General features: G+C 69.9%; 21 protein-coding genes. 17 read left to right on the top strand and 4 right to left on the bottom strand.

The window, feature by feature from the left end:
- The first annotated feature begins 29 nt into the window (after positions 1-29).
- Positions 30-2,930: a vitamin B12-dependent ribonucleotide reductase gene (locus OG456_RS09440; protein ID WP_266559122.1), complete on the top strand. Its 2,901-nt coding sequence runs from the start codon at positions 30-32 to the stop codon at positions 2,928-2,930.
- Positions 2,931-3,006: 76 nt separating this feature from the next.
- Here OG456_RS09440 and OG456_RS09435 read toward each other — a convergent pair whose 3' ends face one another.
- Positions 3,007-3,534, bottom strand: coding sequence for a TerD family protein (locus OG456_RS09435; protein WP_266559120.1), 528 nt, complete (start codon positions 3,532-3,534; stop codon positions 3,007-3,009).
- 100 nt (positions 3,535-3,634) lie between these two features.
- Between OG456_RS09435 and OG456_RS09430 the strand changes: the two genes are divergently transcribed.
- The 4 genes from OG456_RS09430 to OG456_RS09415 all read left to right on the top strand — a co-directional run bounded on the left by OG456_RS09430 (position 3,635) and on the right by OG456_RS09415 (position 6,782).
- Complete coding sequence (locus tag OG456_RS09430) at positions 3,635-4,459, top strand: arylamine N-acetyltransferase (protein ID WP_266559118.1); 825 nt, start codon at positions 3,635-3,637, stop codon at positions 4,457-4,459.
- A gap of 33 nt (positions 4,460-4,492) precedes the next feature.
- A complete protein-coding gene (locus OG456_RS09425; protein WP_266559116.1) occupies positions 4,493-5,098 on the top strand; it encodes a YdbC family protein in 606 nt (201 codons plus the stop codon).
- Between the two features lie 103 nt (positions 5,099-5,201).
- On the top strand, positions 5,202-5,861 hold the full coding sequence (locus tag OG456_RS09420) for a histidine phosphatase family protein (RefSeq protein WP_266559114.1): 660 nt from the start codon (positions 5,202-5,204) through the stop codon (positions 5,859-5,861).
- 12 nt (positions 5,862-5,873) lie between these two features.
- Positions 5,874-6,782 (top strand): ADP-ribosylglycohydrolase family protein, encoded by a 909-nt coding sequence (locus tag OG456_RS09415; RefSeq protein ID WP_266559112.1) that lies wholly within the window; start codon positions 5,874-5,876, stop codon positions 6,780-6,782.
- A gap of 122 nt (positions 6,783-6,904) precedes the next feature.
- Here the strand turns inward: OG456_RS09415 and OG456_RS09410 are convergent, their stop codons facing one another.
- The gene (locus OG456_RS09410) at positions 6,905-8,479 is read right to left on the bottom strand and encodes an MFS transporter (protein WP_266559110.1); all 1,575 of its coding nucleotides are present in this window, start codon (positions 8,477-8,479) and stop codon (positions 6,905-6,907) included.
- Positions 8,480-8,616: 137 nt separating this feature from the next.
- Here OG456_RS09410 and OG456_RS09405 point away from each other — a divergent pair, with 137 nt between their 5' ends.
- The 3 genes from OG456_RS09405 (at position 8,617) to OG456_RS09395 (ending at position 10,851) form a co-directional block, all read left to right on the top strand.
- Complete coding sequence (locus OG456_RS09405; RefSeq protein ID WP_266559108.1) at positions 8,617-9,240, top strand: TetR/AcrR family transcriptional regulator; 624 nt, start codon at positions 8,617-8,619, stop codon at positions 9,238-9,240.
- A gap of 176 nt (positions 9,241-9,416) precedes the next feature.
- Positions 9,417-10,118 carry a ribonuclease HII gene (locus OG456_RS09400; protein ID WP_266559106.1) on the top strand — a complete coding sequence of 234 codons (702 nt, stop codon included), beginning with the start codon at positions 9,417-9,419 and terminating at the stop codon, positions 10,116-10,118.
- Between the two features lie 67 nt (positions 10,119-10,185).
- Positions 10,186-10,851, top strand: coding sequence for a hypothetical protein (locus OG456_RS09395; protein ID WP_266559104.1), 666 nt, complete (start codon positions 10,186-10,188; stop codon positions 10,849-10,851).
- 121 nt (positions 10,852-10,972) lie between these two features.
- On the opposite strand, the gene OG456_RS09390 is transcribed toward OG456_RS09395, so the two are convergent.
- Positions 10,973-11,614: a hypothetical protein gene (locus OG456_RS09390; RefSeq protein WP_266559102.1), complete on the bottom strand. Its 642-nt coding sequence runs from the start codon at positions 11,612-11,614 to the stop codon at positions 10,973-10,975.
- A 406-nt stretch (positions 11,615-12,020) separates the two neighbouring features.
- On the opposite strand from OG456_RS09390, the gene OG456_RS09385 reads away from it, so the two are divergent.
- From OG456_RS09385 to OG456_RS09345, 9 genes are all read left to right on the top strand, one after another.
- Positions 12,021-14,180, top strand: a complete 2,160-nt coding sequence (locus tag OG456_RS09385) for a RecQ family ATP-dependent DNA helicase (RefSeq protein ID WP_266559100.1) — start codon at positions 12,021-12,023, stop codon at positions 14,178-14,180.
- Between the two features lie 390 nt (positions 14,181-14,570).
- Entirely contained in the window at positions 14,571-16,025 is a 1,455-nt protein-coding gene (locus OG456_RS09380; protein WP_266559098.1) for a DUF4192 domain-containing protein, read from the top strand.
- 250 nt (positions 16,026-16,275) lie between these two features.
- Positions 16,276-16,425, top strand: coding sequence for a hypothetical protein (locus OG456_RS09375; protein WP_266559096.1), 150 nt, complete (start codon positions 16,276-16,278; stop codon positions 16,423-16,425).
- Between the two features lie 452 nt (positions 16,426-16,877).
- Positions 16,878-18,788: a glycogen debranching N-terminal domain-containing protein gene (locus OG456_RS09370; RefSeq protein ID WP_266559094.1), complete on the top strand. Its 1,911-nt coding sequence runs from the start codon at positions 16,878-16,880 to the stop codon at positions 18,786-18,788.
- Positions 18,789-18,906: 118 nt separating this feature from the next.
- Positions 18,907-19,668, top strand: a complete 762-nt coding sequence (locus OG456_RS09365; RefSeq protein ID WP_116508987.1) for an NUDIX domain-containing protein — start codon at positions 18,907-18,909, stop codon at positions 19,666-19,668.
- Between the two features lie 191 nt (positions 19,669-19,859).
- A complete protein-coding gene (locus OG456_RS09360; RefSeq protein ID WP_266559090.1) occupies positions 19,860-21,884 on the top strand; it encodes an ATP-binding cassette domain-containing protein in 2,025 nt (674 codons plus the stop codon).
- 162 nt (positions 21,885-22,046) lie between these two features.
- Entirely contained in the window at positions 22,047-22,934 is an 888-nt protein-coding gene (locus OG456_RS09355; RefSeq protein ID WP_266559088.1) for a FadR/GntR family transcriptional regulator, read from the top strand.
- 455 nt (positions 22,935-23,389) lie between these two features.
- The gene (locus OG456_RS09350) at positions 23,390-24,925 is read left to right on the top strand and encodes an RNA polymerase sigma factor (protein ID WP_266559086.1); all 1,536 of its coding nucleotides are present in this window, start codon (positions 23,390-23,392) and stop codon (positions 24,923-24,925) included.
- A gap of 155 nt (positions 24,926-25,080) precedes the next feature.
- Positions 25,081-25,911, top strand: coding sequence for a serine protease (locus OG456_RS09345; RefSeq protein ID WP_266559084.1), 831 nt, complete (start codon positions 25,081-25,083; stop codon positions 25,909-25,911).
- Positions 25,912-26,035: 124 nt separating this feature from the next.
- Here OG456_RS09345 and OG456_RS09340 read toward each other — a convergent pair whose 3' ends face one another.
- Positions 26,036-26,266 carry a hypothetical protein gene (locus tag OG456_RS09340; RefSeq protein WP_100591128.1) on the bottom strand — a complete coding sequence of 77 codons (231 nt, stop codon included), beginning with the start codon at positions 26,264-26,266 and terminating at the stop codon, positions 26,036-26,038.
- Positions 26,267-26,472: the final 206 nt, after the last annotated feature.

Raw genomic sequence — 26,472 nt, 5'->3', positions numbered from 1 at the left:
GGCGTTTTAGCCCGGTATAGGGAGGCGGCATGACAGAGACGACGAGTGGCCCGGCACGAGGTTCCCGCGCCAAGGGAACCAAGGCCACCAAGGGGCTGCGTATCGAGCGCATCCACACGACTCCCGGCGTGCATCCGTACGACGAGGTGGAGTGGGAGCGCCGTGACGTCGTCATGACCAATTGGCGCGACGGCTCGATCAACTTCGAGCAGCGTGGCGTCGAGTTCCCCGGCTTCTGGTCGGTGAACGCGGTCAACATCGTCACCAGCAAGTACTTCCGCGGCGCGGTCGGCACCCCGCAGCGCGAGGTGAGCCTCAGGCAGCTCATCGACCGGATCGTGAAGACGTACCGGAAGGCCGGAGAGGACTACAAGTACTTCTCCTCGCCCGCCGACGCCGAGATCTTCGAGCACGAGCTGGCGTATGCCCTCCTGCACCAGATCTTCAGCTTCAACTCGCCGGTGTGGTTCAACGTCGGTACGCCGCAGCCCCAGCAGGTCTCCGCCTGCTTCATCCTGGCCGTCGACGACTCCATGGAGTCGATCCTCGACTGGTACAAGGAAGAGGGCATGATCTTCAAGGGCGGCTCCGGCGCCGGCCTGAACCTCTCGCGGATCCGTTCGTCCAAGGAACTGCTGTCCTCGGGCGGCAACGCCTCGGGTCCGGTCTCCTTCATGCGCGGTGCCGACGCCTCCGCAGGAACGATCAAGTCGGGTGGCGCCACGCGCCGCGCGGCCAAGATGGTCATCCTCGACGTCGACCACCCCGACATCGAGAACTTCATCGAGACCAAGGTGAAGGAAGAGGAGAAGATCCGCGCGCTGCGTGACGCGGGCTTCGACATGGACCTGGGCGGCGACGACATCACGTCCGTCCAGTACCAGAACGCCAACAACTCGGTCCGCGTGAACGACGAGTTCATGAAGGCCGTGGAGACCGGCGGCAAGTTCGGTCTGCGTGCCCGGATGACCGGTGACGTCATCGAGGAGGTCGACGCCAAGTCGCTCTTCCGCAAGATGGCCGAGGCCGCGTGGGCGTGTGCTGACCCCGGCATCCAGTACGACGACACCATCAACCAGTGGCACACCTGCCCGGAGTCCGGCCGGATCAACGGCTCGAACCCGTGCAGCGAGTACATGCACCTGGACAACACGTCCTGCAACCTCGCGTCGCTGAACCTGATGAAGTTCCTGAAGGACGACGGCAAGGGCCACCAGTCCTTCGACGTCGAGCGCTTCTCCAAGGTCGTCGAGCTGGTCATCACCGCGATGGACATCTCGATCTGCTTCGCGGACTTCCCGACGCAGAAGATCGGCGAGAACACCCGCGCCTTCCGCCAGCTGGGCATCGGCTACGCCAACCTCGGCGCCCTGCTGATGGCCACGGGCCACGCGTACGACTCCGAGGGCGGCCGCGCCCTGGCCGGTTCCATCACGTCGCTGATGACCGGTACCTCGTACAAGCGTTCCGCCGAGCTCGCCGCGGTCGTCGGCCCGTACGACGGCTACGCCCGTAACGCCGAGCCGCACCAGCGCGTCATGAAGCAGCACGCCGACGCGAACACCAAGGCCGTCCGCATGGACGACCTGGACTCGCCGATCTGGGCCGCCGCCACGGAGGCCTGGCAGGACGTCGTCCGCCTCGGCGAGAAGAACGGTTTCCGCAACGCGCAGGCCTCGGTCATCGCCCCGACCGGCACTATCGGTCTCGCGATGTCCTGCGACACCACCGGCCTCGAGCCCGACCTCGCCCTGGTCAAGTTCAAGAAGCTGGTCGGCGGCGGCTCGATGCAGATCGTCAACGGCACCGTCCCGCAGGCCCTGCGCCGCCTGGGTTACCAGGAGGAGCAGATCGAGGCGATCGTCGCCCACATCGCCGACAACGGCAACGTGATCGACGCCCCCGGCCTGAAGACCGAGCACTACGAGGTCTTCGACTGCGCGATGGGCGAGCGTTCCATCTCCGCGATGGGCCACGTCCGCATGATGGCCGCCATCCAGCCCTGGATCTCCGGCGCGCTGTCCAAGACGGTCAACCTGCCCGAGACCGCCTCGGTCGAGGACGTCGAAGAGGTCTACTTCGAGGCGTGGAAGATGGGCGTCAAGGCGCTCGCCATCTACCGCGACAACTGCAAGGTCGGCCAGCCCCTCTCCGCCAAGACCAAGGAGAAGGAGAAGGAGGCGGTCACCGCCAAGGCCGAGGAGACCATCCGTACCGCGGTCGAGAAGGTCGTCGAGTACCGTCCGGTCCGCAAGCGTCTGCCCAAGGGCCGCCCGGGGATCACCACTTCCTTCACCGTCGGTGGCGCCGAGGGCTACATGACCGCCAACTCCTACCCGGACGACGGTCTCGGCGAGGTCTTCCTGAAGATGTCGAAGCAGGGCTCCACCCTCGCCGGCATGATGGACGCCTTCTCGATCGCCGTCTCCGTAGGCCTGCAGTACGGCGTCCCGCTGGAGACGTACGTCTCGAAGTTCACGAACATGCGCTTCGAGCCGGCCGGCATGACGGACGACCCGGACGTGCGGATGGCGCAGTCGATCGTCGACTACATCTTCCGCCGCCTGGCGCTCGACTTCCTGCCCTTCGAGACGCGCTCCGCGCTCGGCATCCACTCGGCCGAGGAGCGTCAGCGTCACCTGGAGACGGGCTCGTACGAGCCGTCCATCGACGATGTCGAGGTCGACGTCGAGGGTCTGGCCCAGTCCGCCCCGCGGCAGACCGAGTCCCTGAAGGCCGTCGTCGAGGCCCCCAAGGCCGAGGCCGTGGCGCCGGCTCCGCAGCAGGCGCACACCAGCGCCGAGCTCGTGGAGATGCAGCTGGGCATCCAGGCGGACGCTCCGCTCTGCTTCTCCTGCGGTACGAAGATGCAGCGTGCCGGCTCCTGCTACATCTGCGAGGGCTGCGGCTCGACCAGCGGTTGCAGCTGATCCGCTGACGCAGTGAGGTGAGGGGCGGCGGGCCACCAGGCCCGCCGCCCCTCACCCGTTCCGCGTTCCGGGCTGCTCAGTGTGCGCGGCCCATCGCGGCGGCGAACGAGGTCGGGTCGCTGTCGAAGCCCTGGAGGACCTCGCGGAAGGCCCACTCCCCGGAGTCGTCCCTCGCGAACTCGGCGATCACGGCCGCCGTGGAATCGGCCACTTCGGAGAAGTCGTTCTGCGCGAGGTCGGTGTACCCCTCGCGGATCCGCACCGCCGTGTTCGCCACCGCTCCGAACACCGTTGCCCGCTCCCCCTGTTGTATGGCGATACCGACGACCACGCGCGCGTAGGAGGGCGACAGGCGCTCCAGCTCCAGTGTCATGACTTCGTCGAACCCGAAGCCCTGGCCGGTCGTGCTGTCGCGGTTGAGGGTGATGGTCCCGTCGGGGGAGCGGCTGTCGAAGTGCACGATGTAGGCCGGCGGCCCGCCCGGGTCGTCGTCTGTGTAGGTCGCCGCGATGATGTCGAGATCATGGGGCGGCGCGCCGATCGGGCTCGGGTCCCATTTCAGCGCGACCTCGACCTTCTTGAGCCCCTTCTTGAAGCTGCTCACCGAACTCCCCCTCCTCGGCTGCTGGTTACGGCTGTCGATGGCTGACTGCTCATGACTGTTCATGACTGCTACGGACACGCTACGTCCTACGATTGTGACCATGAACTGGAACGGGGAAGAGCTGGATCTCGACGCCTACTTGGCGCGAATCGGCTGCACAGGAGACGTGAAACCGGACCTGGAGACGCTGCGCGCGCTGCACCGGGCGCATATCGCGTCGCTCCCCTTCGAGAACCTGGAGATCATGCTCGGGCGGCCGGTGGACCTGGATCTCGCCGCCCTCCAGGCGAAGCTCGTGCGGCAGCGCCGCGGTGGCTACTGCTACGAGCAGAACCTGCTCTTCGCGGCGGCCCTGGAGCGAATCGGCTACTCCGTGAAGGGACTTGGGGCGCGCGTCCGGGTGGGCGCCACGGCGATTCGAGCCGTCACCCACATGCTGACCCGCGTCACCGTGGAGGACGGCCAGGAGTGGCTGTGCGACGTGGGCTTCGGCGCCCAGGGGCTGCGGGAACCGATCCCCCTGAGGGCCGGGATCGAGGTGCGCCAGGGGCCGTGGACCTTCGGCCTCGCGCCGGAGGACAGCGGCGTTCTGGTCCTGAGGAGCCTGCGCCCGGGCGGCTGGGAGGAGATCTACGCCTTCACCCTGGAGGAGCGCCATCCCGTCGACTACGTGGTGATGAACCACTACACGTCGACGCATCCGCGGTCCGCCTTCATCCACCGCCCCATAGTCCAGCGTGCCGCCGTCGACACCCAGCGCTCACTCATCGACATGCGAATGTCGGTCGAGTTTCCTGACGGTACTCGGGACGAACGGGACGTACAGGAAGGCGAGTTGATCGACCTGCTCGCCCATGAGTTCGGGATCGAACTGAGTGACGAGGACGCTGCACGACTGATCTGGATGCACGGCGCCGGAGCGTGACCGAACCCACGTCGTGGGCCGTACGATGGCGCGGTGCTGGTCAAGTGGATTCGTTGCACCGTGACCGACCGACGCGGGTTCGAGCGGGGGCAGCGAAAGTGGGCGGGGCTTCTGGGGGAGCCGGGGTTCCGGGGACAGGGCGGGGGCTGGAGCAGAAATCGGCCGGGGGTGGCCCATGTCCTCGGTTTCTGGGAGAGCCGCGCCTTCTACGACTCCTTCATGGCGCGCTCGCACGACCGGCTCGCCGCCGCCCAGTCGGGCACCTACAAAGACATCCAAGTGAAGCTCTTCGACCACCGGTTCGACGTGAAGACGGGCTTCGAGCCGCATTTCACGGACGCGGACACGGTGCGCCTGGCGCACTGCCGGGTGCACGCGGACCGAGGGGAGCACTTCGCGCTCATGCAGGAGAAGGTCTGGAACCCCGCGATGGCCGGCTCCCCGGGGATGGTGCGCGGACTGTTCGGTGAGGCGCCGGGCAACGAGTTCCTGATCCTTTCGATGTGGCACTCCGTGGCCGAGCACGGCAAGTACCAGGCCGAACGCGTGGAGCGGCTCTCGACCCGCGCCCAGACGGAGACCGACATCGCCGGGATCACGGGAGACATCGTTCAGCTGGAACCTTCCTGGACGGTGTGAGCCGGATCGCCCACGCACCGGGGCCGCGCGGTGTGAGATGAGATACGCCGGATGGAGCCCGTACGGGTGCTCGAACCGGGTCCTTCCGATCTAGGGTTTCCGCATGGCACGACCGCGGCGCATTGTCCTTGTCAGGCACGGCGAGTCGGAGGGCAACGCCGACGACACCGTCTACGAACGCGAGCCCGACCACGCCCTGGCCCTCACGGAGACGGGGCACCGGCAGGCGGACGAGACAGGGGAGTACCTGCGCGAGCTCTTCGGGCGTGAGCGGGTGAGCGTGTACGTGTCGCCCTACCGCCGCACGCACCAGACGTTCCGCGCCTTCCGGCTCGACCCCGAACTCGTACGGGTGCGCGAGGAACCTCGGCTGCGGGAGCAGGACTGGGGAAACTGGCAGGACCGGGACGACGTGCGTCTTCAAAAGGCGTACCGCGACGCCTACGGCCACTTCTTCTACCGCTTCGCCCAAGGCGAGTCCGGGGCCGACGTGTACGACCGTGTGGGTGCTTTTCTGGAGAGCCTGTACCGGAGCTTCGAGGCGCACGACCACCCGTCGAACGTCCTCCTCGTCACCCATGGCCTCACCATGCGGCTGTTCTGCATGCGCTGGTTCCACTGGACCGTCGCCGACTTCGAATGTCTGTCGAATCCCGGGAACGGTGAGACGCGGGCACTCGTTCTCGGGGAGGACGGCAAATACACCTTGGACCGGCCGTTCGAACGATGGCGTGATCCCGAGCCGTACGGAGTCACCGGTTAGAGTGGCAGGGCGATGACCGCTGATTCCTCTCCTCATGTGCGGCTTGGCCGCGCCCTGTCCAGCCTGCGCGGCCTGGCGGTGGGGGATGCGCTGGGCTCCCAGTTCTTCGTGCCCGCCACCTATCCGCTGCTCCAGCGCCGCGAACTGCCCGATGGCGTCTGGCAGTGGACCGACGACACCGAAATGGCGTGCTCCGTGGTGGCGGTCCTGGCCGCCGAGAACCGGATCGAGCAGGACGTGCTCGCCCGGTCCTTCGCGGAGCACCACGACTTCGACCGGGGCTACGGCCCCGCGGTGAACCGGCTGCTTCGGCAGATCCGCGAGGGCGGCGACTGGCGCGCTCTGTCCTCCGCGCTCTTCAAGGGCCAGGGCTCCTGGGGCAACGGTGCGGCGATGCGGATCGCCCCGCTCGGCGCCTGGTACGCGGACGATCCGGAGCAGGCGACGCATCAGGCCGAGATCTCCGCCTACCCGACGCATCAGCATCGCGAGGCGGTGGTCGGGGCCATGGCCGTGGCCGCAGCCGCCGCGATCGTGGCCGATCCGGCAGGACCGCCGACGCCGCAGGCGCTCCTCGACGGCGTGATCGCGCTCGTGCCGCGCAGTGCGGTGGGCGCGGGGCTCCGGCGGGCCAGGGACATGCTCGACTACGGCGACGCGGGGACGGTGGCCGCGGTCCTCGGCTGCGGCCGGCGCACCACGGCCCATGACACCGTGCCGTTCGCCCTCTGGTCGGCGGCGCGCGGGCTCGGCGACTTCGAGCGCGCGTTCTGGGACACGGCGCAGGTCGGCGGCGACATGGACACGACGTGCGCGATCGTGGGCGGAGTGGTCGCTGCCGGCCCGGGTGGCGCTCCGGCGGACCAGTGGTTGCGGCGGACCGAGCCGCTGCCGGAATGGGCGCCGGGCCTGCCGGTCTGACCTGCGGGGCTCGCTCGCTGCCTCACTTGGCGTGGCGGATGCCGGGCCGCCTTCGGCACCTGGGACGGCCCGGCACCTGAGACGGCCCGGCATCCACTTCACGTGGTGGGCGGCTCCCCCCGTCAGCCGCCCGCCGGCCCGGCCGCACCCGCGGTACCCGCGAGCGCTTCCAGGTCGCTCTTGCGCACCCGGATCACCAGAGTGGCGACGACCAGGGCCAGCAGTGCCATCGCCGCGGCCGGAATGAATGCGGTCGAGATCCCCTCGGCCAGGACCTGGTGACCCCAGGGAGCCGGGAGCTGATGGGTCCTGGCGAACTCCGCCTTCTGCTCGGGCGTGGCCTGCGCCATGAAGGACGGGATCTGGTCCTTGGCCTCGTTCCGGCTGGCCGTACCGAAGACCGTGGTCAGGATGGAGAGGCCGAGTGAACCTCCCACCTGTTGCGTCACGTTGAGCAGCCCAGACGCCGCGCCGGCCTCGTGCTGGGCGACTCCGGAGACGGCGGTCAGGGTGAGCGTCACGAAGTTGAGTCCCATGCCGAGGCCGAACAGCAGCATCGGGCCGAGCACCCCACCCACGTACGAGCTGTCGGGGGAGATGAACGTCTGCCAGCCGAGGCCGAGCAGGACGAGTGTCGCGCCGGTCATCATGAACGGCTTGGGGCCGAGCACCGGAAGCAGCCGCTGGGACAGGCCGGCGCCGATGATGATCGCGACCGTCACGGGGAGGAAGGCGAGGCCCGCCTCGATCGGCGTGTAGCCGAGTACGTTCTGTGCGAACAGGACGATGAAGAAGAACATGCCGAACATCGCCGCGGCCAGGCTCAGCATGATCACGTAGGTGCCCGAGCGGTTGCGGTCGGCGAACATCCTGAGCGGAGTGATGGGTTCCTTCGCCCGGCTCTCGATGAATGCGAAGGCGAGCAGAAGCACCACCGCGGCGGCGAACGAGCCCACGCTGACGCTGTCCCGCCAGCCCTCCTCCGACGCGCGGATGAAGCCGTACACGAGCGAGGCCATGCCCGCAGTGGAGGTGAGCGCGCCCGCGATGTCGAAGCGTCCCGGGTGCCGTTCGGACTCGTTGATGTACATCGGCGCGAGTACCGCGATGAGGATGCCGATGGGTACGTTCACGAACAGCACCCAGCGCCAGTCGAGCCATTCGGTGAGCATGCCGCCGGCGAGGAGGCCGACGGCGCCGCCGCCCGCGGAGACGGCCGCGAACACGCCGAACGCGCGGTTCCGCTCGGGGCCTTCGGGGAACGTCGTGGTGATGAGGGCGAGCGAGGTGGGCGACGCGATCGCGCCACCGACGCCCTGCAGGGCCCGGGCCGCCAGCAACTGCCAGGGTTCCTGGGCGAGTCCGCCGAGCAGGGAGGCCAGCGTGAAGAGCAGGATGCCGGACATGAAGACCCGGCGGCGACCGAGGATGTCTCCCGCGCGGCCACCGAGAAGCAGCAGGCCGCCGAAGGTGAGCGTGTACGCGCTGACCACCCAAGTGAGGTCTGTCGTACTGAACTTGAGCGCGTCCTGAATGTGCGGGAGCGCGATATTCACAATCGTCGCGTCCAGTACCACCATGAGTTGGCAGGCCGCGATGACCGCCAGGGCCATGCCGGGGTGCCCCGCCCGCCGTGCTGTTCCCGGCTTCCTTGCCTTGTCCGGCTTCTGATCTTGAGTTAACTGAGAGGTTGACACTATGGATCCCCCACAAGTGCGTTAGTGAACGTAACCGTTCACTGTCGAACTGAACGGTAGTGACTCCCCATCAGTGAACGCAACCGTTCACTGAAGAAACTGCCTTGAACACCCGGATCCCCAACGGAGAGAAGACGATGGATACTTCGCGCTGGACGGCCGCCCCCGCTCGGACGGCCACCCTGCGCCGGCGTGGCCCTGTCCTGGAGCGGGCCATCCTGGAAGCCGCGCTGGAGCAGCTCAGTACGGTCGGCTGGAACGCCCTCACGATGGAAGGCGTCGCCGCCGGGGCGCAGACGGGCAAGGCCGCCGTCTACCGCCGCTGGCCCTCCAAGGAGCAGCTCGTCGCGGACGCCCTCCAGGCGGCCCTGCCCAGGCTCGACGGAGCGCCGGACCGCGGCAGCGTCCGGGAGGACCTGCTCGAGCTGTGCCGCCTGATGCGTGAGGCGATGTACTCGCGCCCCGGCTTCGCTCTGCGGTCGGTGCTTCACGAATGCGACTCGGCGACGGCCCAGCGCTTCCATGAGGTGATCTTCGAGGGTGTCGTCGAGCCGAGCGTCGAGCTGATCAAGGAGGTCGTACGCCGTGGGATCGAGCGGGGGGAGGTGCGTCCCGGCGCCACGGACGCATACGTCTGCGATGTCATCCCGGCGATGATGATGTACCGGTCGAAGGTGTGCGCGAGCGAATGGGGCGAGCGTGATCTCACGGAGATGATCGATCAGGTGATGGTTCCGCTGCTGCGGCCGCTGGGGGCGTGACGCGGGGCGGCGCCGGCGGCTTGCGGGCTGTGGATTCAGGCCTGGCGTCAGGGGCCGCGCCTCCGTCCGGTCGGCCGTGAACCGCAGGTTCCTGCCTCACCGGTCTCACCTGTGGAGACCGGCTGGTCGTACCGGGTGTCGCTGAGGGGGTGAGGCGGCGTACGCTATCTGGCGCCATGCCGTACGAACCACCCACTCACAGCGTCGAGCGCTCACTGCGCGCCACCACCGGAGCCAAGATCGTCGCCGGTGTGGACGAGGTCGGTCGCGGTGCGTGGGCGGGACCGGTCACTGTGTGCGCCGCCGTCACCGGACTGCGCCGACCGCCCGAAGGTCTCACCGACTCCAAGCTGATCAGCCCGAAGCGGCGCGATGTGCTCGCCGAGACGCTGGAGAGCTGGGTGACGGCACATGCTCTCGGGCACGCCTCCCACGAGGAGATCGACGAGCTGGGGATGACGGCCGCGCTGCGGCTCGCCGCGGGGCGCGCTCTCGAGGCCCTCCCGGTCCGTCCGGACGCGGTCATCCTCGACGGCAAGCACAACTACCTCGGCGCTCCCTGGCAGGTCCGTACGGTGATCAAGGGCGACCGGTCCTGTGTGGCCGTCGCCGCGGCATCGGTGATCGCCAAGGTTCGGCGCGACAAAATGATGGCCGAACTGGGCATCGAACATGCAGACTTCGGTTTTGCGGACAACGCCGGTTATCCGTCGCCGGTCCACAAGGCCGCGCTGGAGGAGCGGGGACCCACCCCGTACCACCGGCTCACGTGGGCGTATCTTGATGCGCTGCCCCAGTGGCGGCACCTCAAGAAGGCCCGCACCTGGGCGGACGGAAACGTTCCGGAGATCGAAGGCCAGCTCGGCTTCGACTTCTGATCTTCCGTTCGCACTCATGTGCCACCCGCCGGGGCTACTCGCACCGGCGTTTGATAGATATCAGCTCATGCCTCTCCTTCCCGAGGAGTCTCAGATTCACGAGAGTGCCCAGGGTCCCTGCGCCACTTCGGCCCCCAGCGGCCGCAACGCGCCGACCCCCCGCCCCGTACCCGGCCCGCGTCCCGCGGCGCCGCCGCGACCCGGACGCCCGGGTCCCGCACGGCCGATGCCGCCCGCGCAGCGCACGTCGCGCGAGTCGGTGTCCGCCGCCAAGCCGGGGCCTTCGGCTCCGGCCGCCCCCGCAGCCGTGCCGGCCGCGCCCGCCTCGCCGGACGCGACCGAGCAGCCGCAGATCCAGCTGATCCCGGCTTCGGTCGAGGGCGCCCTGGACGCCGCGGAGGAAGCCGTCGACCTGCTCCTCGACTCGGGCCGCGCGCCCGGCGAGGTACTGGTGATCACCACCGGTGACCCGCACCCGTGGGCCACGCACGAGCTGTCCTTCGGCGACACCGCCTACTGGGCGCAGCACGACGCGGGTGACGACGTCTTCTACGCCGACGCCGGGGCCGCCGAGCGCGCTTCGAAGCGGCCTGTGGTCGTCGTCGCGCTGAACGGCGGTGCCGACGAGGCTGCCGCCACCGCTCTGCCTCTCGCCCTCGGCCGGGCGGGCGCCCTGCTGATCGTGTGCGGCGACCCGCAGCGGATCAACGCCCTGCTGGGTGCCGGAGTCTGACACGTCGCGCGCCGGCTGCCCGGACCGCTCGACGGTTCCGCGGGCGGCCGGCGGCGCCGTGTGTCTGCCGCTCGTGTCGGCAGGGGACTCGTGTCGGCAGGGCTCGTTTCCGCGGCAGCTCTCAGCGGGCAGCCGCGCGGCGCAGTACCTCCGACGCGGCTCCTCCTGCGCGCGGGAGTGGCAGCTCGCTGCCGCCCTCGTACGCTTCGGGCGTCGATCCAAGGCTCGGTCGCCTGCCACCGCGCCCTTCGCCGAGTACCTGCCAGCCGTCCCGCGTCATGGTGATGTACGCCCCGCAGCGCAGCCCATGAAGTGTGCACGCATCCCGCAGCCCCCACATCCACGCACCGTCCTCCTCCGTCCAATGCGCGTCGCCCTCACGGCAGTAGAGCAGCACGGCCGTTCGCACCGGGGTACGGCGTCGGAGGTCGTGCGGGATGACCCGGCGCAGGTGCGTGAGCAGCGAGTTGCGGAACACCCAGCCGTCCGCCGCGCTCGCGCGCCGGGTGAACGACGCGCTGGCCCTGAGCCGCTCCTCCGTATCGAGAACGGCCACGACGGCCGTCTGGGGCTTGGGGCGGTGCCGGGCGTGCAGGCCGCTGACGACCTCGCGCGGATTACGCAGCAGCGGGATCCCCGCCGCGGCCCATTCCGCGGGTTCGAGGATCCTGGCGAGTTGGTTGGCGGAGTCGGCGGACATGTCGGCACGCGTCGATGACGTCGACAACGATGCCGCCGAGGACGGAGCGAATCCGAAGGTCACGGTCCTCCCTTCGGCTACGCGCCCACACTGCGGGCGGGGTCGGACTGCGGGAGCGCACCGCGGCACAGCCCTACCGGACCACGATCGAGCCGCGCGGGAGCGATTCCAATTCTTCCCTTCGCACTGGCTTGCGGCAACGAGCAATTGAGGCCGGGGGCCGGTATCTGGGGAAGCGTCAGCTATATCCCTGCCCAATGCCGCCGCCTGCGACGCCAGGATCACGCCTTTACGGCCAGGACCAGCGGTAACACCGCCCGACCTCGTTGATCCGGGTGCCCGGGGAATGGAATCAGGAACGGCTCGTGCCTGGTGGGACCCCCTCCGGGCGGCCGGGTGGACAGGGCCGACGGTGATCATCACGGCGGGGGATTGGGCCGTTGTCAGTGGTGTGGGGTTGCATGGGGGCATGAGTAACCAGGAGCTGCGTGCCGAAGCCGACGCCATCCTCGCTGAGCTGGTCGGCGATCCGGGGGGTTCGGCACGCCTTCGGGAGGACCAGTGGCAGGCGGTGGCGGCCCTGGTCGAGGAGCGTCGCCGTGCTCTTGTCGTGCAGCGCACCGGTTGGGGCAAGTCAGCGGTGTACTTCGTGGCCACGGCCCTGCTGCGGCGGCGTGGCTCCGGTCCCACAGTGATCATCTCGCCGCTGCTCGCGCTCATGCGTAACCAGGTCGAGTCCGCGGCGCGGGCCGGCATCCAGGCGCGCACCATCAACTCGGCCAACCCGGAGGAATGGGACACGATCTACGAGGAGGTCGAGCGCGGCGAGACCGACGTCCTCCTCGTGAGCCCGGAACGCCTCAATTCCGTGGATTTCCGTGATCAGGTCCTGCCCAAGCTCGCGGCCACGACGGGACTGCTCGTCGTCGACGAGGCGCACTGCATCTCCGACTGGGGCCATGATTTCCGGCCGGACTACCGCCGGCTGCGGGCCATGCTGGCCGAGCTTCCCGCCGGTGTGCCGGTACTGGCCACCACCGCGACGGCGAACGCGCGGGTCACGGCGGACGTCGCAGATCAGCTGGGTACGGGAGCCGGCGAAGCGCTGGTGCTCCGCGGCCCCCTGGATCGGGAAAGCCTGCGCCTGGGCGTCGTCCGGTTGCCGGACGCTGCGCACCGTCTGGGCTGGCTCGCCGAGCACTTGGACGAGCTTCAGGGCTCCGGCATCATCTACACGCTGACGGTCGCCGCGGCCGAGGAGGCCACGGCCTTCCTGCGACAGCGCGGCTTCAATGTGGCCTCGTACACGGGCAAGACGGAGAACGCCGACCGGCTCCAGGCCGAGATCGACCTCCAGGAGAACCGGGTGAAGGCGCTGGTCGCGACCTCCGCGCTGGGGATGGGCTTCGACAAGCCGGACCTGGGATTCGTGATCCATCTCGGCTCGCCGTCCTCGCCGATCGCCTACTACCAGCAGGTGGGGCGTGCGGGCCGTGGTGTGGCCCACGCCGATGTGCTGCTGCTGCCGGGCAAGGAGGACGAGGCCATCTGGCGCTACTTCGCCGATACGGCCTTCCCGCCCGAGGCGCAGGTACGGCAGACCCTGTCGGCTCTCGAGGGTGCCGGACGTCCGCTGTCCGTGCCCACCCTGGAGGCGGCAGTCGATCTCCGGCGCAGCCGCCTGGAGTCGATGTTGAAGGTGCTGGACGTGGACGGCGCGGTCAAGCGCGTCAAGGGTGGCTGGACAGCCACGGGGGCCGACTGGGTGTATGACTCCGAGCGCTACGCGTGGGTGGCCAAGCAGCGGTCGACCGAGCAGCAGGCCATGCGCGACTACGCGAGCACGTCCCAGTGCCGGATGGAGTTCCTGCGTGAGCAGCTGGACGACGAGGGTGCGGTTCCGTGCGGCCGCTGCGACAACTGCGCCGGGGCCTGGGCCGATTCCTCGGTTTCGGCGGAGGTGCTGACGGGGGCGGCCAGGGAGCTGGACCGCCCGGGGGTGGAGGTCGAGCCGCGCCGCATGTGGCCGACGGGGATGCCCGCACTGGGCATCGACCTCAAGGGGCGCATCCCGGCCAAGGAACAGTGCTCCACCGGGCGCGCCCTGGGACGGCTCTCGGACATCGGCTGGGGCAACCGACTCCGCCCGCTGCTGGCCGAGAACGCGCCCGACGGGCCAGTCCCCGACGACGTCCTGAAGGCCGCGGTGGCGGTCATCGCCGACTGGGCACGCTCGCCCGGGGGCTGGGCGCCGACTGTTCCGGACGCCTCTGCCCGACCGGTGGGAGTCGTCGCCGTGCCGTCCCTGACCCGGCCGCAACTGGTCGGTTCGCTTGCCCAGGGAATCGCGACCATCGGCCGCCTCCCCTTCCTGGGCACGCTGGCGTACACGGGGCCGGGGGACGTACACCCGGTACGCCGCAGCAATTCCGCCCAGCGCCTCAGGGCGCTGTCAGGCACCTTCACCGTTCCTGACGACCTGGCCGCCGCCCTGGCCGGCGCTCCCGGTCCCGTCCTGCTCGTGGACGACTACACGGACTCCGGCTGGACCCTCGCGGTCGCTGCGCGGCTGCTCCGGAAGGCGGGGAGCGAGCAGGTCCTGCCATTGGTCCTGGCTGCGGCGGGCTGAGGCATTTGACCACTCAGGGCAGAGCCTCACCCGACCACGAGGACGGGGGGCTCGCCTGAGCTCGGCGTGTGCCTCACGCCCGAAGTCCCGCCTATGCCCTGCCGCTGACCTGACGTCAGCGTCGGCGCCCTTGGCCGAGGTGCCGTGGCCAACAGCGCCTGCTGCAATTGGCGTTGGGTGATTGGACCCCGAAGCCTGCCGGTCGCCCGACGCACCGGCGGGCGACCGGCCTTCCCGTCGGCAACAGCCAACTCGCCCGGGACAAGCATGACCTGATGGGTCGCTTCATGCTAGTGACCCTCCTTGCCTGTGGACAACTCCTGTCGTGTCCCTGATCCGGGTTATCCACAGGTCAAAACGGAATCTTGAGATTCGCGGCATGGTCGTCACATGACGAATCACAGCGAAGCGGCCGGCGCACCCGGCACGGAACAGATCACCCTGCGCAACCCGTCCGAACTGGCCGAAGTGCTCCCGTACTTGCTCGGGTTCAAGCCCGAGGACAGCATCGTGCTTGTCGCCCTGCACCGCGGACGCTTCGGTGGTCGCGTGCGACTCGGAATCCCCGAGCGCCCTGGCGACTGGCCATCCGTCGCGGAAGAGATGGCCAAGTGCCTGATCAGCGGATGCGAGCGCAAGGACGGAACGCCGGACGGCATCGTCGCGTTCCTGCGCCGGGACCCGAAGACCACCGAGACCGGGCGGCAGATCATGGAGCGCCTGCAACCGCTGGCACAGATGCTGCGTTTGGCGTGCGGCCGCCTGGATGTGCCTGTGGTCGAGGCCCTCTGCATCTCCGACGATCACTTCTGGTCGTACAGCTGTCCGGTCGAGGAGTGCTGCCCGCCCGACGGCACACCGTTGGCCGCGTCCGGTACGTCCGTCACAGCGGCCGCGATGACTTATGCGGGCATCCAAGTGCGGCGCCCGCTGAGGGAGATGAGGGCCCGGCTCACGCCCTGGCAGACGGCAGCCGTGCCACAACAGGAGCACGCGCTGGACGCCGCGGCTATGGCTCTCGTCCCCAGGATTCTCGCCGGAGTCCCGCGGGCCGAGGTCGCGGACGAGACGCTCGATCTCGCACGGCGGGTCTGGAGCCGTTTCGGGCACCTGCCGACCGGCGACGACACGCTGGAAACGGATCTCAGGGACGACGAGCAGCTCGCGCACGACGAGGCGGCCAGGTTGATCCTGGGCCTCCAGGACCGACTGACCCGGGATCATGCGGCCGAGTGGATGGAGGGCGACGAGGCGCCGCTGGCTCTGCGGCTTTGGCGAGCTCTGGCCCGGCGCTGCGTGGGCCCGTACGGCGAGCACGCTGCGGCGCCGCTGACGCTCGCCGGCTGGGTCGCGTGGTCCCTGGGCGACCGCGTGGAGGCCGGCGAGGCGTTGGACATGGCTCTGGCCGCGGATCCGCGGTACGTCTTCGCCCGGCTCTTCATGGAGGCGTGCAGCGCGGACCTGGATCCGGAGCCGGTGCGGCGCAGCCTGCGCAAGACAAGGGACGAGCGCGGCGTGACGCCGTCCGAGGCGAATTCGGAGAGGGCCTTCGACGGAGCCGGGGCAGGAGCGGCGGTAGGTGCGGGAACCGATGCGGGTGCCGGTGTCAACGGCGAACGCGCCGCCGGCCGTGAGGGCGCAGGATCCCCTGGGCGGCCGAGTGCCGACAACTCTCGGGAACCGGCCGAGGATCGGGTGATGCGGGCCCTGGAGGCCGCTCTGCGGCGGCGCGGATCGCGTCGTGCAGGTGCGGGCAAGGGACCTTCCCGGGCCGGGGCGCATGCGCCCCGGCGACCGCAGGGGCGTCGCCGCGTGGGTCGGCAGGGGACGAGGCGGGACGGATGAGTATCGATTCGTGGCACAGGCCCCGGGGGCCCTCCTCCGTGGCCGAGCGGGCACCGACTGGGGCGGGATTCGGGGACGGGCATGGGGCTTCGGCTGCTCGGCTTCCTGCGCCGCGGGCGTGACTTGGGGTGGGGCAGGCCCGTTCACCTCTGTGGCACAGCCTCTGACCGGGCCGCGCCGCCGTCTCCCCGCCGACCCTTCGGAGCGCCATCGGCGCCTCGCGCGCGCCCAGCACGGAAGGAGCCACCCCATGCCGCCCCCCGCGTCGTCGACCGTGTCCGCCGTATTGAACTGCGCCGTACTCGTGGTGCTCGCCCTGGAGAAGGACGCCCCACCCGGTGCCGGCGGCCTGCCCTGCGAGACCGGTACCGCTGGTCGTCCGGGGGCGAGGCGGTCGTGATGCCTTCAGCCGCACGAGCGCCGGAGCCCGAAGGCTCGTTCAAGGGCTCCTTCGAGAGCCCTTTGGAGGACTCGTTCGTCGACCGCATCATCGGAGGTGCGGGCCAGGCCCGTGGAATCGCCGTGGGGATCTCGCCTCCTCCACCGGCCGGGGTATCGACCGCGCCCGTCGGAGCGGCGTCGGCGGCGGTGGGTCTGGGAGCGCCATCCGAGACCGCGGGGCCGCCAACCGTCCTGCCGGAGCCGTCAACCGTCGTCGCGGGAGCGCCATCCGCTCAAGCAGTGACGTCGGCGATTTCCCCAGCGATCTCCCCAGCCCGCCGCAAAGATCCGGCTCCGGCTCCACCCGCTACCCGCAACGCTCCGCCGCCTCATGCGCACGCCGGTCGCGCGAACACCCCAGCTCCCCGGCGCTCCGCGGAGCTGCCGCCGGCACACACGACGCTGATCTGCGTGGCGCTGCCCTCGCTCGCGATCTCCTCGCAGCAAGGGCAGTTGACGGGCGACGGACTGGAAGGGTTCTACCGTGCGGGGCGCCGGCTGTTGTCGCGCTGCCTGCTTCGCGTGGCGGGGCGTGAGCCGATCGCGGTGCAGGCCCGCATGGTCGCCGCCGACCGGGCCCGGTTTGTGGCGACGCTGAGACCAGTCGTGGTCGGCGGACCCGACCCGGACATCATGGTCGAACGGATCCGGCATGCCGACGGCACCGAGCGGATCACGCTGCGCAGCTCGGCCACCCGACCGCTGCGACTGCCGGTCGAGGTCGCACTCGGTACGGATCTGGCCGAGCTGGGCGCGGTGGCGGCCGGACGGCCGGGGCGTGAACTGTCCGGCACCGTCCACGACTCCGGCATGCGGTGGTCGTCGTCGGCAGGCCACGCCGTCGTCACCGCCGACCCGCCGCCCCGCGACGCCCTCGCCTCCGCCGGGCTGCTGCGCTGGGAGTTCGATCTGCCTCCGGGCGGCACCTGGAGTGTCGAACTGCGGGTACGGGCCGACGGCGGGGCGGCGAGCAGGCCGGTCGGGCATGGCACCGTACGCCCGCTTGCCGCGGCGGAATCGGCTGGGGACGACGCACGAGTGGGCCCCCTGCTGAGAACCTGCGCAGAGGACCTGCGCGCACTGCTGCTGCGCGACCCGGCGTACCCCTCGGACCTCTACCTCGCCGCCGGCGCGCCCTGGCGCTGCGGTCTGGCTCCGGCCGAGGCGTTGGCGGCGGCGCGGATGGCGCTCCCTCTGGGGACGCGGTTGGCCGCGGGCACGCTCAGGGCCCTCGCTCGGACCCAACTCCCAGGGGTGGGAAGGGAGTCAGGGATGATTCCCGGCCCGCTGAGAGACGCCGGTCCGCATCTGCCGCCCGGCTGCACCGGAACCGAAGCGACACTCCTGTTTCCGGCGCTCCTCGCGGAGGCGAGACGCTGGGGCCTTCCCGAGCAGGAGGTCGCAGAGCTGCTGCCCACGGCGGAGCGCTGCCTGCAGTGGCTGCGGACCGCCGTCGGCGACGGGGCGTACCTGGCGGACCCCGGCCCCGGAGGGCCGTTGCGCTGCGAGACCCAGGCGCACGCCCACCGAGCCGCCCTGCTCGGCGCGGATCTCCTCGACGCCCATGGCCGACCCGGCGCCGTGGAACTGCGCCAGTGGGCTGAAGCGCTGCGGACGAGGTTCGGGGAGGACTTCTGGGCCGAGGACCGTGGGGGCGGCCGGCCCGCTGCCGCCCGCACGCCTGACGGGCGACTCCTACCTCACCTGGGCAGCGCCGCGGCCCACCTCCTCGACACGGGGCTGCTCGGCGGCGGTCTGATGGCGCCGGGCCTCCTCGACAAGGTGCGGACGGAACAGCTCGCGCGGCTCCTGGGCGGTCCGGCGCTCGACTCGGGGTGGGGTCTGCGCAGTCTGGGCGTACGAGAAGCGTCGTACAACCCGTTCGGGCACCGTGGCGGAGCCGTGCGGGTGCAGGAGACGGCGCTGGCCGTGGGCGGCTTGGCCGCTGCGGGCTACGAGAAGGAGTCGAGCTCGCTGCTGCGGGGCGTCCTGTCCGCGGCCGAGGCCTTCGGGTTCCGGCTGCCCGAGATGTACGCGGGGGAGCAGCGTTTCGAAGGGGGCGCCCCGCTTCCGCATCCGGCCGCCTGCAGACCCGCGGCCACCGCCGCGGCGTCAGGGGTGCAGCTCCTCACCGCCCTCGTCGGGATCCGGCCGGACGCGCCTGCCGGGACGGTGACGCTGAGACCGATGCGCAGCGCACCCCTGGGGGAGATCGGACTGGCCGGGCTGCGGGTCGCGGGCGCCCCGTTCTCGGTGCGGGTCAGCAGGCTCGGTCTCGCCATGGTCGAGGAGGCGGACGACGGGCTGCAGTTGGGGGTGTGACCGGCGCGGACGTGAGTTCGGAAGATCGGCGGGGTCCCACGCGGGAACTTCGAAGAAGGCCTTGATCAACGATCGCGAAGGGAGTGTTTATCGTCAGGAAGACGACTATGATCGCCGCATGTCGCCCTACGACCCGTCGGCCTTCCCGCCCTTCGCAGTCACCGTCGACCTGGTGGTGCTGACGGTGCGCCGTCACGCGCTCTGTGCGCTCGCGGTGCGGCGAGGCGAACCGCCGTTCCAGGGGCGTTGGGCACTCCCTGGCGGCTTCGTCCGGGACGACGAGGACCTGTCGTCGGCCGCGGCGCGCGAACTGATCGAGGAGACCGGGCTCTGTGCCCATGATCCCGCGGACCCGGACCAGGTCAACGGCGCGCACCTGGAGCAGCTGGCCACCTACGGTGACCCCAAGCGTGACCCTCGTATGCGCGTCGTCAGCGTCGCTCATCTGGCCCTGGCGCCGGATCTGCCGGCACCGCGTGCGGGCGGCGACGCGCACAGTGCGCGCTGGGCACCCGTGGAGGACCTGCTGAACCAGAGCGGGTACGGGCGTGAGGGTGAGCAGGCGGCACCCCTGGCCTTCGACCATGCGCAGATCCTCGCGGACGGCGTGGAGCGCGCCCGCTCGAAGATCGAGTACTCGTCACTCGCCACGGCCTTCTGCCCGCCCGAGTTCACGGTCGGTGAGCTGCGGCGCGTGTACGAGGCGGTGTGGGCCGTCGCGCTGGATCCGCGCAACTTCCACCGCAAGGTGACGGGCACCCCGGGCTTCCTCGTGCCCACCGGCGGGACCACGACCCGCCAGGGCGGCAGGCCGGCCCAGCTCTTCCGGGCGGGGGGCGCGACGCTGCTCAACCCGCCGATGCTGCGCCCCGAGGTATGACCCGGAGCTGACCGGGCCTGACCTCCGGGCTCTGGCCGTCCGCGCCGCGCAGGTGACACCCGAGGTCTTGCCCTGCCCGAAAAGTCGGAAATATCGGGTTATCTTGCTGTGGTACCCACGGGGTTCGTCCGTCCCCGCTCGGCGGACGGGTCCCAGGCCGCCGAGCGGTCGCACATCCTGCGAGAGAAGCCATGATCCAGGCCTTCGGACTGACCAGCAATCCCCGCCAGGAGCTCCCGCCCGCTGTCGACGACGTGTCCTTCGAGGCGCCGACTGGTCGCGTCACGGCGCTGCTAGGCGCCCGCGCGTCCGGCAAGACGACGGCGGTCCGGCTGATGCTCGAACTCCAACAAGGCCGTGGAATCACGCATTTCAGAGGCCGCCCCCTGCACCGCATCCCCCATCCCTCCCAAGAAGTCGGCGTGTTGCTCGGCGAGGTCCAGGGTCATCCGTCCCGCACCGTCCGCGGACAGCTGCGTATGTTGTGCGCGGCCGCAGGCGTGCCGGTGCAGCGCGCGGACGAGGTCCTCGAAGTCGTCGGCATCGTCAGCCTGCGTGAGCAGCGGCTCGGCACGCTCTCGCGAGGCATGGACCGGCGCCTCGGCCTCGCCTGCGCGCTTCTCGCGGATCCGCACACGCTCGTCCTCGACGGACCCGCAGACGGCCTCTCGGCGCGCGAGGGCAAGTGGCTGCACGGCATCCTGCGGGCCCACGCGTCGCTCGGCGGCACCGTGCTCTTCACCACCGACGATGCCAAGGAAGCGGCGCGGACGGCTGACCGCGTGGTCACTCTGGAGGAGGGGCGCGTCATCGCGGACCAGTGCGTCGCGGACTTCTCCCGCACGAGGCTGCGCCCCCGCGTCGCCGTCCGCAGCCCACATGCGGCCCGGCTCGGTGTCCTGCTGGCCAAGGAAGCGCGCGCGACGCAGCGTTCCGTCGAGGTCGTGAACGAGGGCGGCAATCGGCTCTCCGTGTACGGCAGTAACTGCGCGGACATCGGCGAAACCGCGTTCCGCCACAGCATCCTGGTCCACCAACTCGCGGACGAGGTCGGGGATGCGGGGCCTGCGGTGAGTGTTCCGGCGCGGACGCGCGCCGAAGAAGTCCGGGCGGCGGAGCCGACCGTGCCCCAGCCGGCGGTCGCGGATACGTCGTCCGCGACGGACGCGCCTCTTCCGGTCCTGGAGCCGTCGGAAGAAACCGCCGCACCGTCGGCGCTGGCGCGGGGACATGCTCGCTCCGCTCAGGAACCCCCGAAGTCCACGGGCACCTTCGTGTCGCTCCCTGTCGACGCGGACCTTGGCGGCGCCTCCTCCTCGGCCTCGGCCCCGGCGCCGCCGTCCGACGAACAGGGCACCCAGGCCTCCAGAACTCCGTCAGGTCGCGCCTCCGCCCCTCCCCCCGCCTCCCTCTCCCCCCTCCCACCCCCCATCACGATCCACCCCGCACCCAGCCCGCTCCGTCCGCTGCGGTACGAGGTCCGCCGGGCGACCGGTATCGCCACCGGTTACCTCACCGCGGCTGCCGTCCTCGTTGCCTCCGCGATCGTCGCCGTACTGCTCGCGCGGACCGGTCGCACGCCGCAGGCGCACCTGCTGGCCGCCTGGCCCCAGGAACTGCCGCTTCCGCCGGCTGCCCTGGGTGCGGGGCTGCTCGGGGCCTTCGCGTTCGGCGACGAGTTCCGTCATCCCGCGCTCGCCGCCGACCGTGGCACCGTCCCCCGTCGCCTGGGGCTTCTTTGCGCGAAACTCGTTGTCGCGGCGGCCATCGCCGTCTCGCTGGCCTTCCTCGTCGTCGCCTCCGACGCGGTGCTGCTCCACCTTGTATACGGAGAAGAGCTCACCAAGGTTCCCGCAGACTGGCTTTCGACGTTCGCGAGTTGGCTGGCGCTCGTCGTGGGCTGCGCCTGGGCCGGGGTGCTGGCCGCGGGTGTCTTCCGGTCCACGACGGCCGGGCTGGCCGCCGTACTCGCCGTTCCGATCCTCGTCGTGCCCCTAGTACAGAAGGCCTTGGAAGGACCATCTGTGCGAACGGCGGCGGGACTTCCGTCGAGGCTTCGTGATCTGGCGCTCGTGCACTGGCCGTTCGGGGCGGAGCGTGTTCTGGCCGCGGGACTGCGGATGATCGCCCAACCTGTGGGCAGTGCACTGATGTTGTCGTTGACCGCTCTGCTCTGCGCTTATCTGCTCACCGTGCTGCGCCCCAGGGCTCGATGACGACCGTCCGGCGCCTTCTGGTCCGGCCTCGCGCACAACTCCCCGAGGAGCGCTCATTTCCGTCCGATAAGGCGTCAATTGCGACGGGGTAAGCGATCACCCTTTCGTGTGCTTTTCACCAAAGACCTCAAGGGACTTGGGGACGGCGCCGACAACAGATCCGTGAGTACCCTTGCGCACACCATGATGACCGCCGCCCGCTCCGCCGACTCCGGCCTGTCCGGCCCGGGCGAACTCGACCGCTACCCCTATGGGGAGGCACACGGCGCCGACCGTGTGGGCGCCCCTGTTTGGGATGTCGCGGACCAGGATCTCGGCCGGATGGGGCGGCGCGCCGCCGGCAGCCGCGGACGCGGCCTGCACGGCCAACTCGTCCAGCAGCTGGGCCAGATGATCGTTTCCGGGGACCTCGGCGCGGACCGCCCGCTCGTGCCCGAGGAGATCGGCCAGCGATTCGAGGTGTCCCGCACCGTCGTCCGCGAGTCGCTCCGCGTCCTCGAGGCGAAGGGCCTGGTCAGCGCCCGCCCCAATGTCGGCACCCGCGTCCGCCCCGTCAGTGACTGGAACCTGCTCGACCCGGACATCATCGAATGGCGCGCCTTCGGTCCGCAGCGCGACGACCAGCGCCGCGAGCTGAACGAGCTGCGCTGGACGATCGAGCCCCTCGCCGCGCGGCTCGCGGCGGGACACGGCCGTGAGGACGTCCAGCAGCGGCTCACCGACATGGTCGAGATCATGGGGCACGCCCTGGGGCAGGGCGACCCGATCACGTTCGCCCGCGCCGACGCCGAGTTCCACTCCCTGCTCATCCAGCTCGCGGGCAACCGCATGCTCGAGCACCTGTCCGGCATCGTCTCCGCCGCCCTCCAGGTCTCCGGGGGACCCGTCACGGGCTGCGACCGCCCGAACGAGGTGGCTGTCGCGCACCACGGCCGGATCGCCGACGCCCTCGCCGCGGGCGACGGCACGGGCGCGGAGGCGGCCATGCGCCAGCTGCTCACCGTCCACCCCGATGTAGAACGTGTGGTCCCCGCGCCCCGCGAGCACTGACGCGTTTCTCGGCGATCTGGTGATCCGGCGCCTCGGTGCAGGCCCTCGGTGCTCGATGCACCTCACGGTCCGGATGCGCCCACCATCTGTTCCTCATGTGTCGCCGGATCGCGCCTGATCCCCCCCGGGACCCGGCGCGATCCGGCGACATATGCGTGGACCATGGGTTCCGCCGGGTCGAGCTGGGTACCAGAAGAGTGGCCATGTTTGACCGTATCCATTAGTTTTTGACCGCTTACGGGGTGTGACTCGGGCCACGCAGATTGGGCGTAACGCTCCTCGGAACAGCGCGATGACCTAAGAGGTGACAGCCGAGGAGGGAATACAGCCGCCGCGTTCGGCGCTGTGCATCTCCCCGGCTCCGCCCGCGCCGTCGGCCCATCCCCAAGCCGGCGGTCGTCGGCTCCGGTCCTCACAGGACGGGGCCGGAAGCCGTTTTCCAACGTTCCGAGAGGTTGTTCGTGTCGGCCAGCACATCCCGTACGCTCCCGCCGGAGATCGCCGAGTCCGTCTCTGTCATGGCGCTCATTGAGCGGGGAAAGGCTGATGGCCAGATCGCCGGCGACGACGTGCGCCGTGCCTTCGAGGCCGACCAGATTCCGGCCACTCAGTGGAAGAACGTTCTGCGCAGCCTCAACCAGATCCTCGAGGAAGAGGGTGTGACGCTGATGGTCAGTGCCGCGGAGCCGAAGCGCCCCCGCAAGAGCGTCGCAGCTAAGAGCCCGGTCAAGCGCACCGCCACCAAGACCGTCGCCGCCAAGACGGTCACGGCGAAGAAGGTCGCTGCCACGGCCACCCCCGAGTCCCCGGCCGTCGAGGCCGAGGCTGAGGACGCCGAACCCAAGAAGGTCGCAGCCAAGAAGACGACGGCCAAGAAGGCTGCCGTGAAGAAGACCGTCGCCAAGAAGGCGGCGGCGAAGAAGACCGGCAAGAAGGACGACGAGGTCGACGACGAGGCCACCGAGGAGACCCCCGGTACGGCCAAGGCCGAAGGCGAGCCCGGCGAGGAGGGCGCGCAGGGCTTCGTCCTGTCCGACGAGGACGAGGACGACGCGCCCGCGCAGCAGGTCGCCGCGGCCGGCGCCACCGCCGACCCCGTCAAGGACTACCTGAAGCAGATCGGTAAGGTCCCGCTGCTCAACGCCGAGCAGGAGGTCGAGCTCGCCAAGCGCATCGAGGCCGGCCTGTTCGCCGAGGACAAGCTCGCCAACGCCGACAAGCTCGCGCCGAAGCTCAAGCGCGAGCTGGAGATCATCGCCGAGGACGGCCGCCGCGCCAAGAACCACCTCCTGGAGGCCAACCTCCGTCTGGTGGTCTCCCTGGCCAAGCGTTACACCGGCCGCGGCATGCTCTTCCTGGACCTGATCCAGGAGGGCAACCTGGGTCTGATCCGCGCGGTCGAGAAGTTCGACTACACCAAGGGCTACAAGTTCTCCACGTATGCCACGTGGTGGATCCGTCAGGCCATCACCCGCGCCATGGCCGACCAGGCCCGCACCATCCGTATCCCGGTGCACATGGTCGAGGTCATCAACAAGCTCGCGCGCGTGCAGCGCCAGATGCTCCAGGACCTGGGCCGCGAGCCCACCCCGGAGGAGCTGGCCAAGGAACTCGACATGACCCCGGAGAAGGTCATCGAGGTCCAGAAGTACGGCCGCGAGCCGATCTCCCTCCACACCCCCCTGGGTGAGGACGGCGACAGTGAGTTCGGTGACCTCATCGAGGACTCCGAGGCGGTCGTGCCGGCCGACGCGGTCAGCTTCACGCTCCTCCAGGAGCAGCTGCACTCCGTCCTCGACACCCTTTCGGAGCGCGAGGCGGGCGTCGTCTCGATGCGTTTCGGTCTCACCGACGGTCAGCCGAAGACCCTCGACGAGATCGGCAAGGTCTACGGCGTCACGCGTGAGCGGATCCGTCAGATCGAGTCCAAGACGATGTCGAAGCTGCGCCACCCGTCGCGTTCGCAGGTCCTGCGCGACTACCTGGACTAGAAGCGCGACCGCCCGGACCGGATCCGGGCGGTGGGTGCGTCATCGAAGGGCCCGGTTCCCCTCAGGGGGCCGGGCCCTTCGATGTGCTCGTATGCATGAGGCACGAGGTTCACTCACTCTGGGTGTGTAGATACCACCCAGAGTAAGGACACCGAATGCGTCGTCCCTTCGCCCGAACGTTGTTCCGGGCGCCTGTCCTGCTGGCGGCGGCGGCCTTGCTGCCCCTGGCTTCCCCCGCCCCTTCGGCCGCGGACAGTATCGTCATCGGAGGCCGGTCGGTCCGGGTGGCCGACAGCCCGTGGATGGTGGCGCTCTCCAGTCGTGACCGGTTCGGGGGTACCCGATCCGGTCAGTTCTGCGGGGGTGTCGTGGTTGGGCGGTCGACCGTCATGACCGCCGCCCACTGCCTGAGCCGCGAGGTCCTGGGCACCGCGGTGCGCGCCGTGGGTGACCTCAAGGTCATTGCGGGGCGTGACGACCTGCGGACCGACTCGGGCGCTGAGATCCCGGTACGCCGGACCTGGGTCAACCCCGAATACGACCCCGAAACCAACTCCGGGGATGTGGCGGTCATCACGCTGAAAGCGCCGCTGCCCGAGAGGTACGTGATCCCGATGGCGGGGGCGGGGGACCCCGCGTACGCGGCCGGGACAGACGCCGCGGTCTACGGCTGGGGCGACACCACGGGGGCCGGTGACTACGAGAACACGCTGCGGGCAGGGGACATGCAGGTGCTCAGTGACTCCGCGTGCAAGGCGGCCTATCCGGGCACATCCGAGGGAACGTTCCTCGCTCGCACGATGCTGTGCGCGGGGGAGCCGCGGGGCGGGCGGGATGCCTGCCAGGGAGACAGTGGCGGCCCCCTCGTGGCGCACGGGCGTCTGATCGGGCTCGTGTCCTGGGGGAGCGGCTGTGGGCGCCCTGGGCGCCCCGGTGTCTACGCCCGGGTGTCGGAGGCCATGCGTGTCATGCCGAAGCCTGTCTGACGCCCTCAGGGCGCCTCATGGGCATATGTCGTGCTGATGCGAGGACGGGCGGCCACCCTGTGGTGCAGGGATGGCCGCCCGATCACCGGCCCGGGCCGGAGCTGGCTCGTCGTTGTGCGAGGCGTCAGCGTTCCTCGGTTTCGGCGCTTACCGGAGCGGCGGTCAGGCGCTCCGTCTCGTCCTGTATCTCAGCGGCGATCTTCTTGAGTTCCGGCTCGAACTTGCGACCATGGTGGGCGCAGAAGAGCAGTTCACCACCGCTGATGAGCACGACGCGCAGATATGCCTGGGCGCCGCAACGGTCACAGCGGTCAGCGGCCGTCAGTGGGCTCGCGGGGGTCAGAACAGTAGTCACGTCGCCTCTTCTCTAGCTCGACGAGCTGTCGTACCAGGGTCAACATCCAACCAGGCCGAAAACGTTCCCGCTCGTGGCTTTTCCTCGAAAAATCTTTCCGAGGGGCTGTCTGCTGCCGGTTGGCGGCGAATGGGCCGTATTGCGTCTCTTACGTGTCTTACGGGTTCGCGCGTTCCGTCAGGGTCGGTCCTCGCCGACTGGCTTGT

Source organism: Streptomyces sp. NBC_01446 (genome assembly GCF_026340095.1).
GTDB classification, from domain to species: domain Bacteria; phylum Actinomycetota; class Actinomycetes; order Streptomycetales; family Streptomycetaceae; genus Streptomyces; species Streptomyces aureus.
Note: the sequence above shows the minus strand (reverse complement) of the source record. Positions and strands in the feature narration are given on the sequence as shown.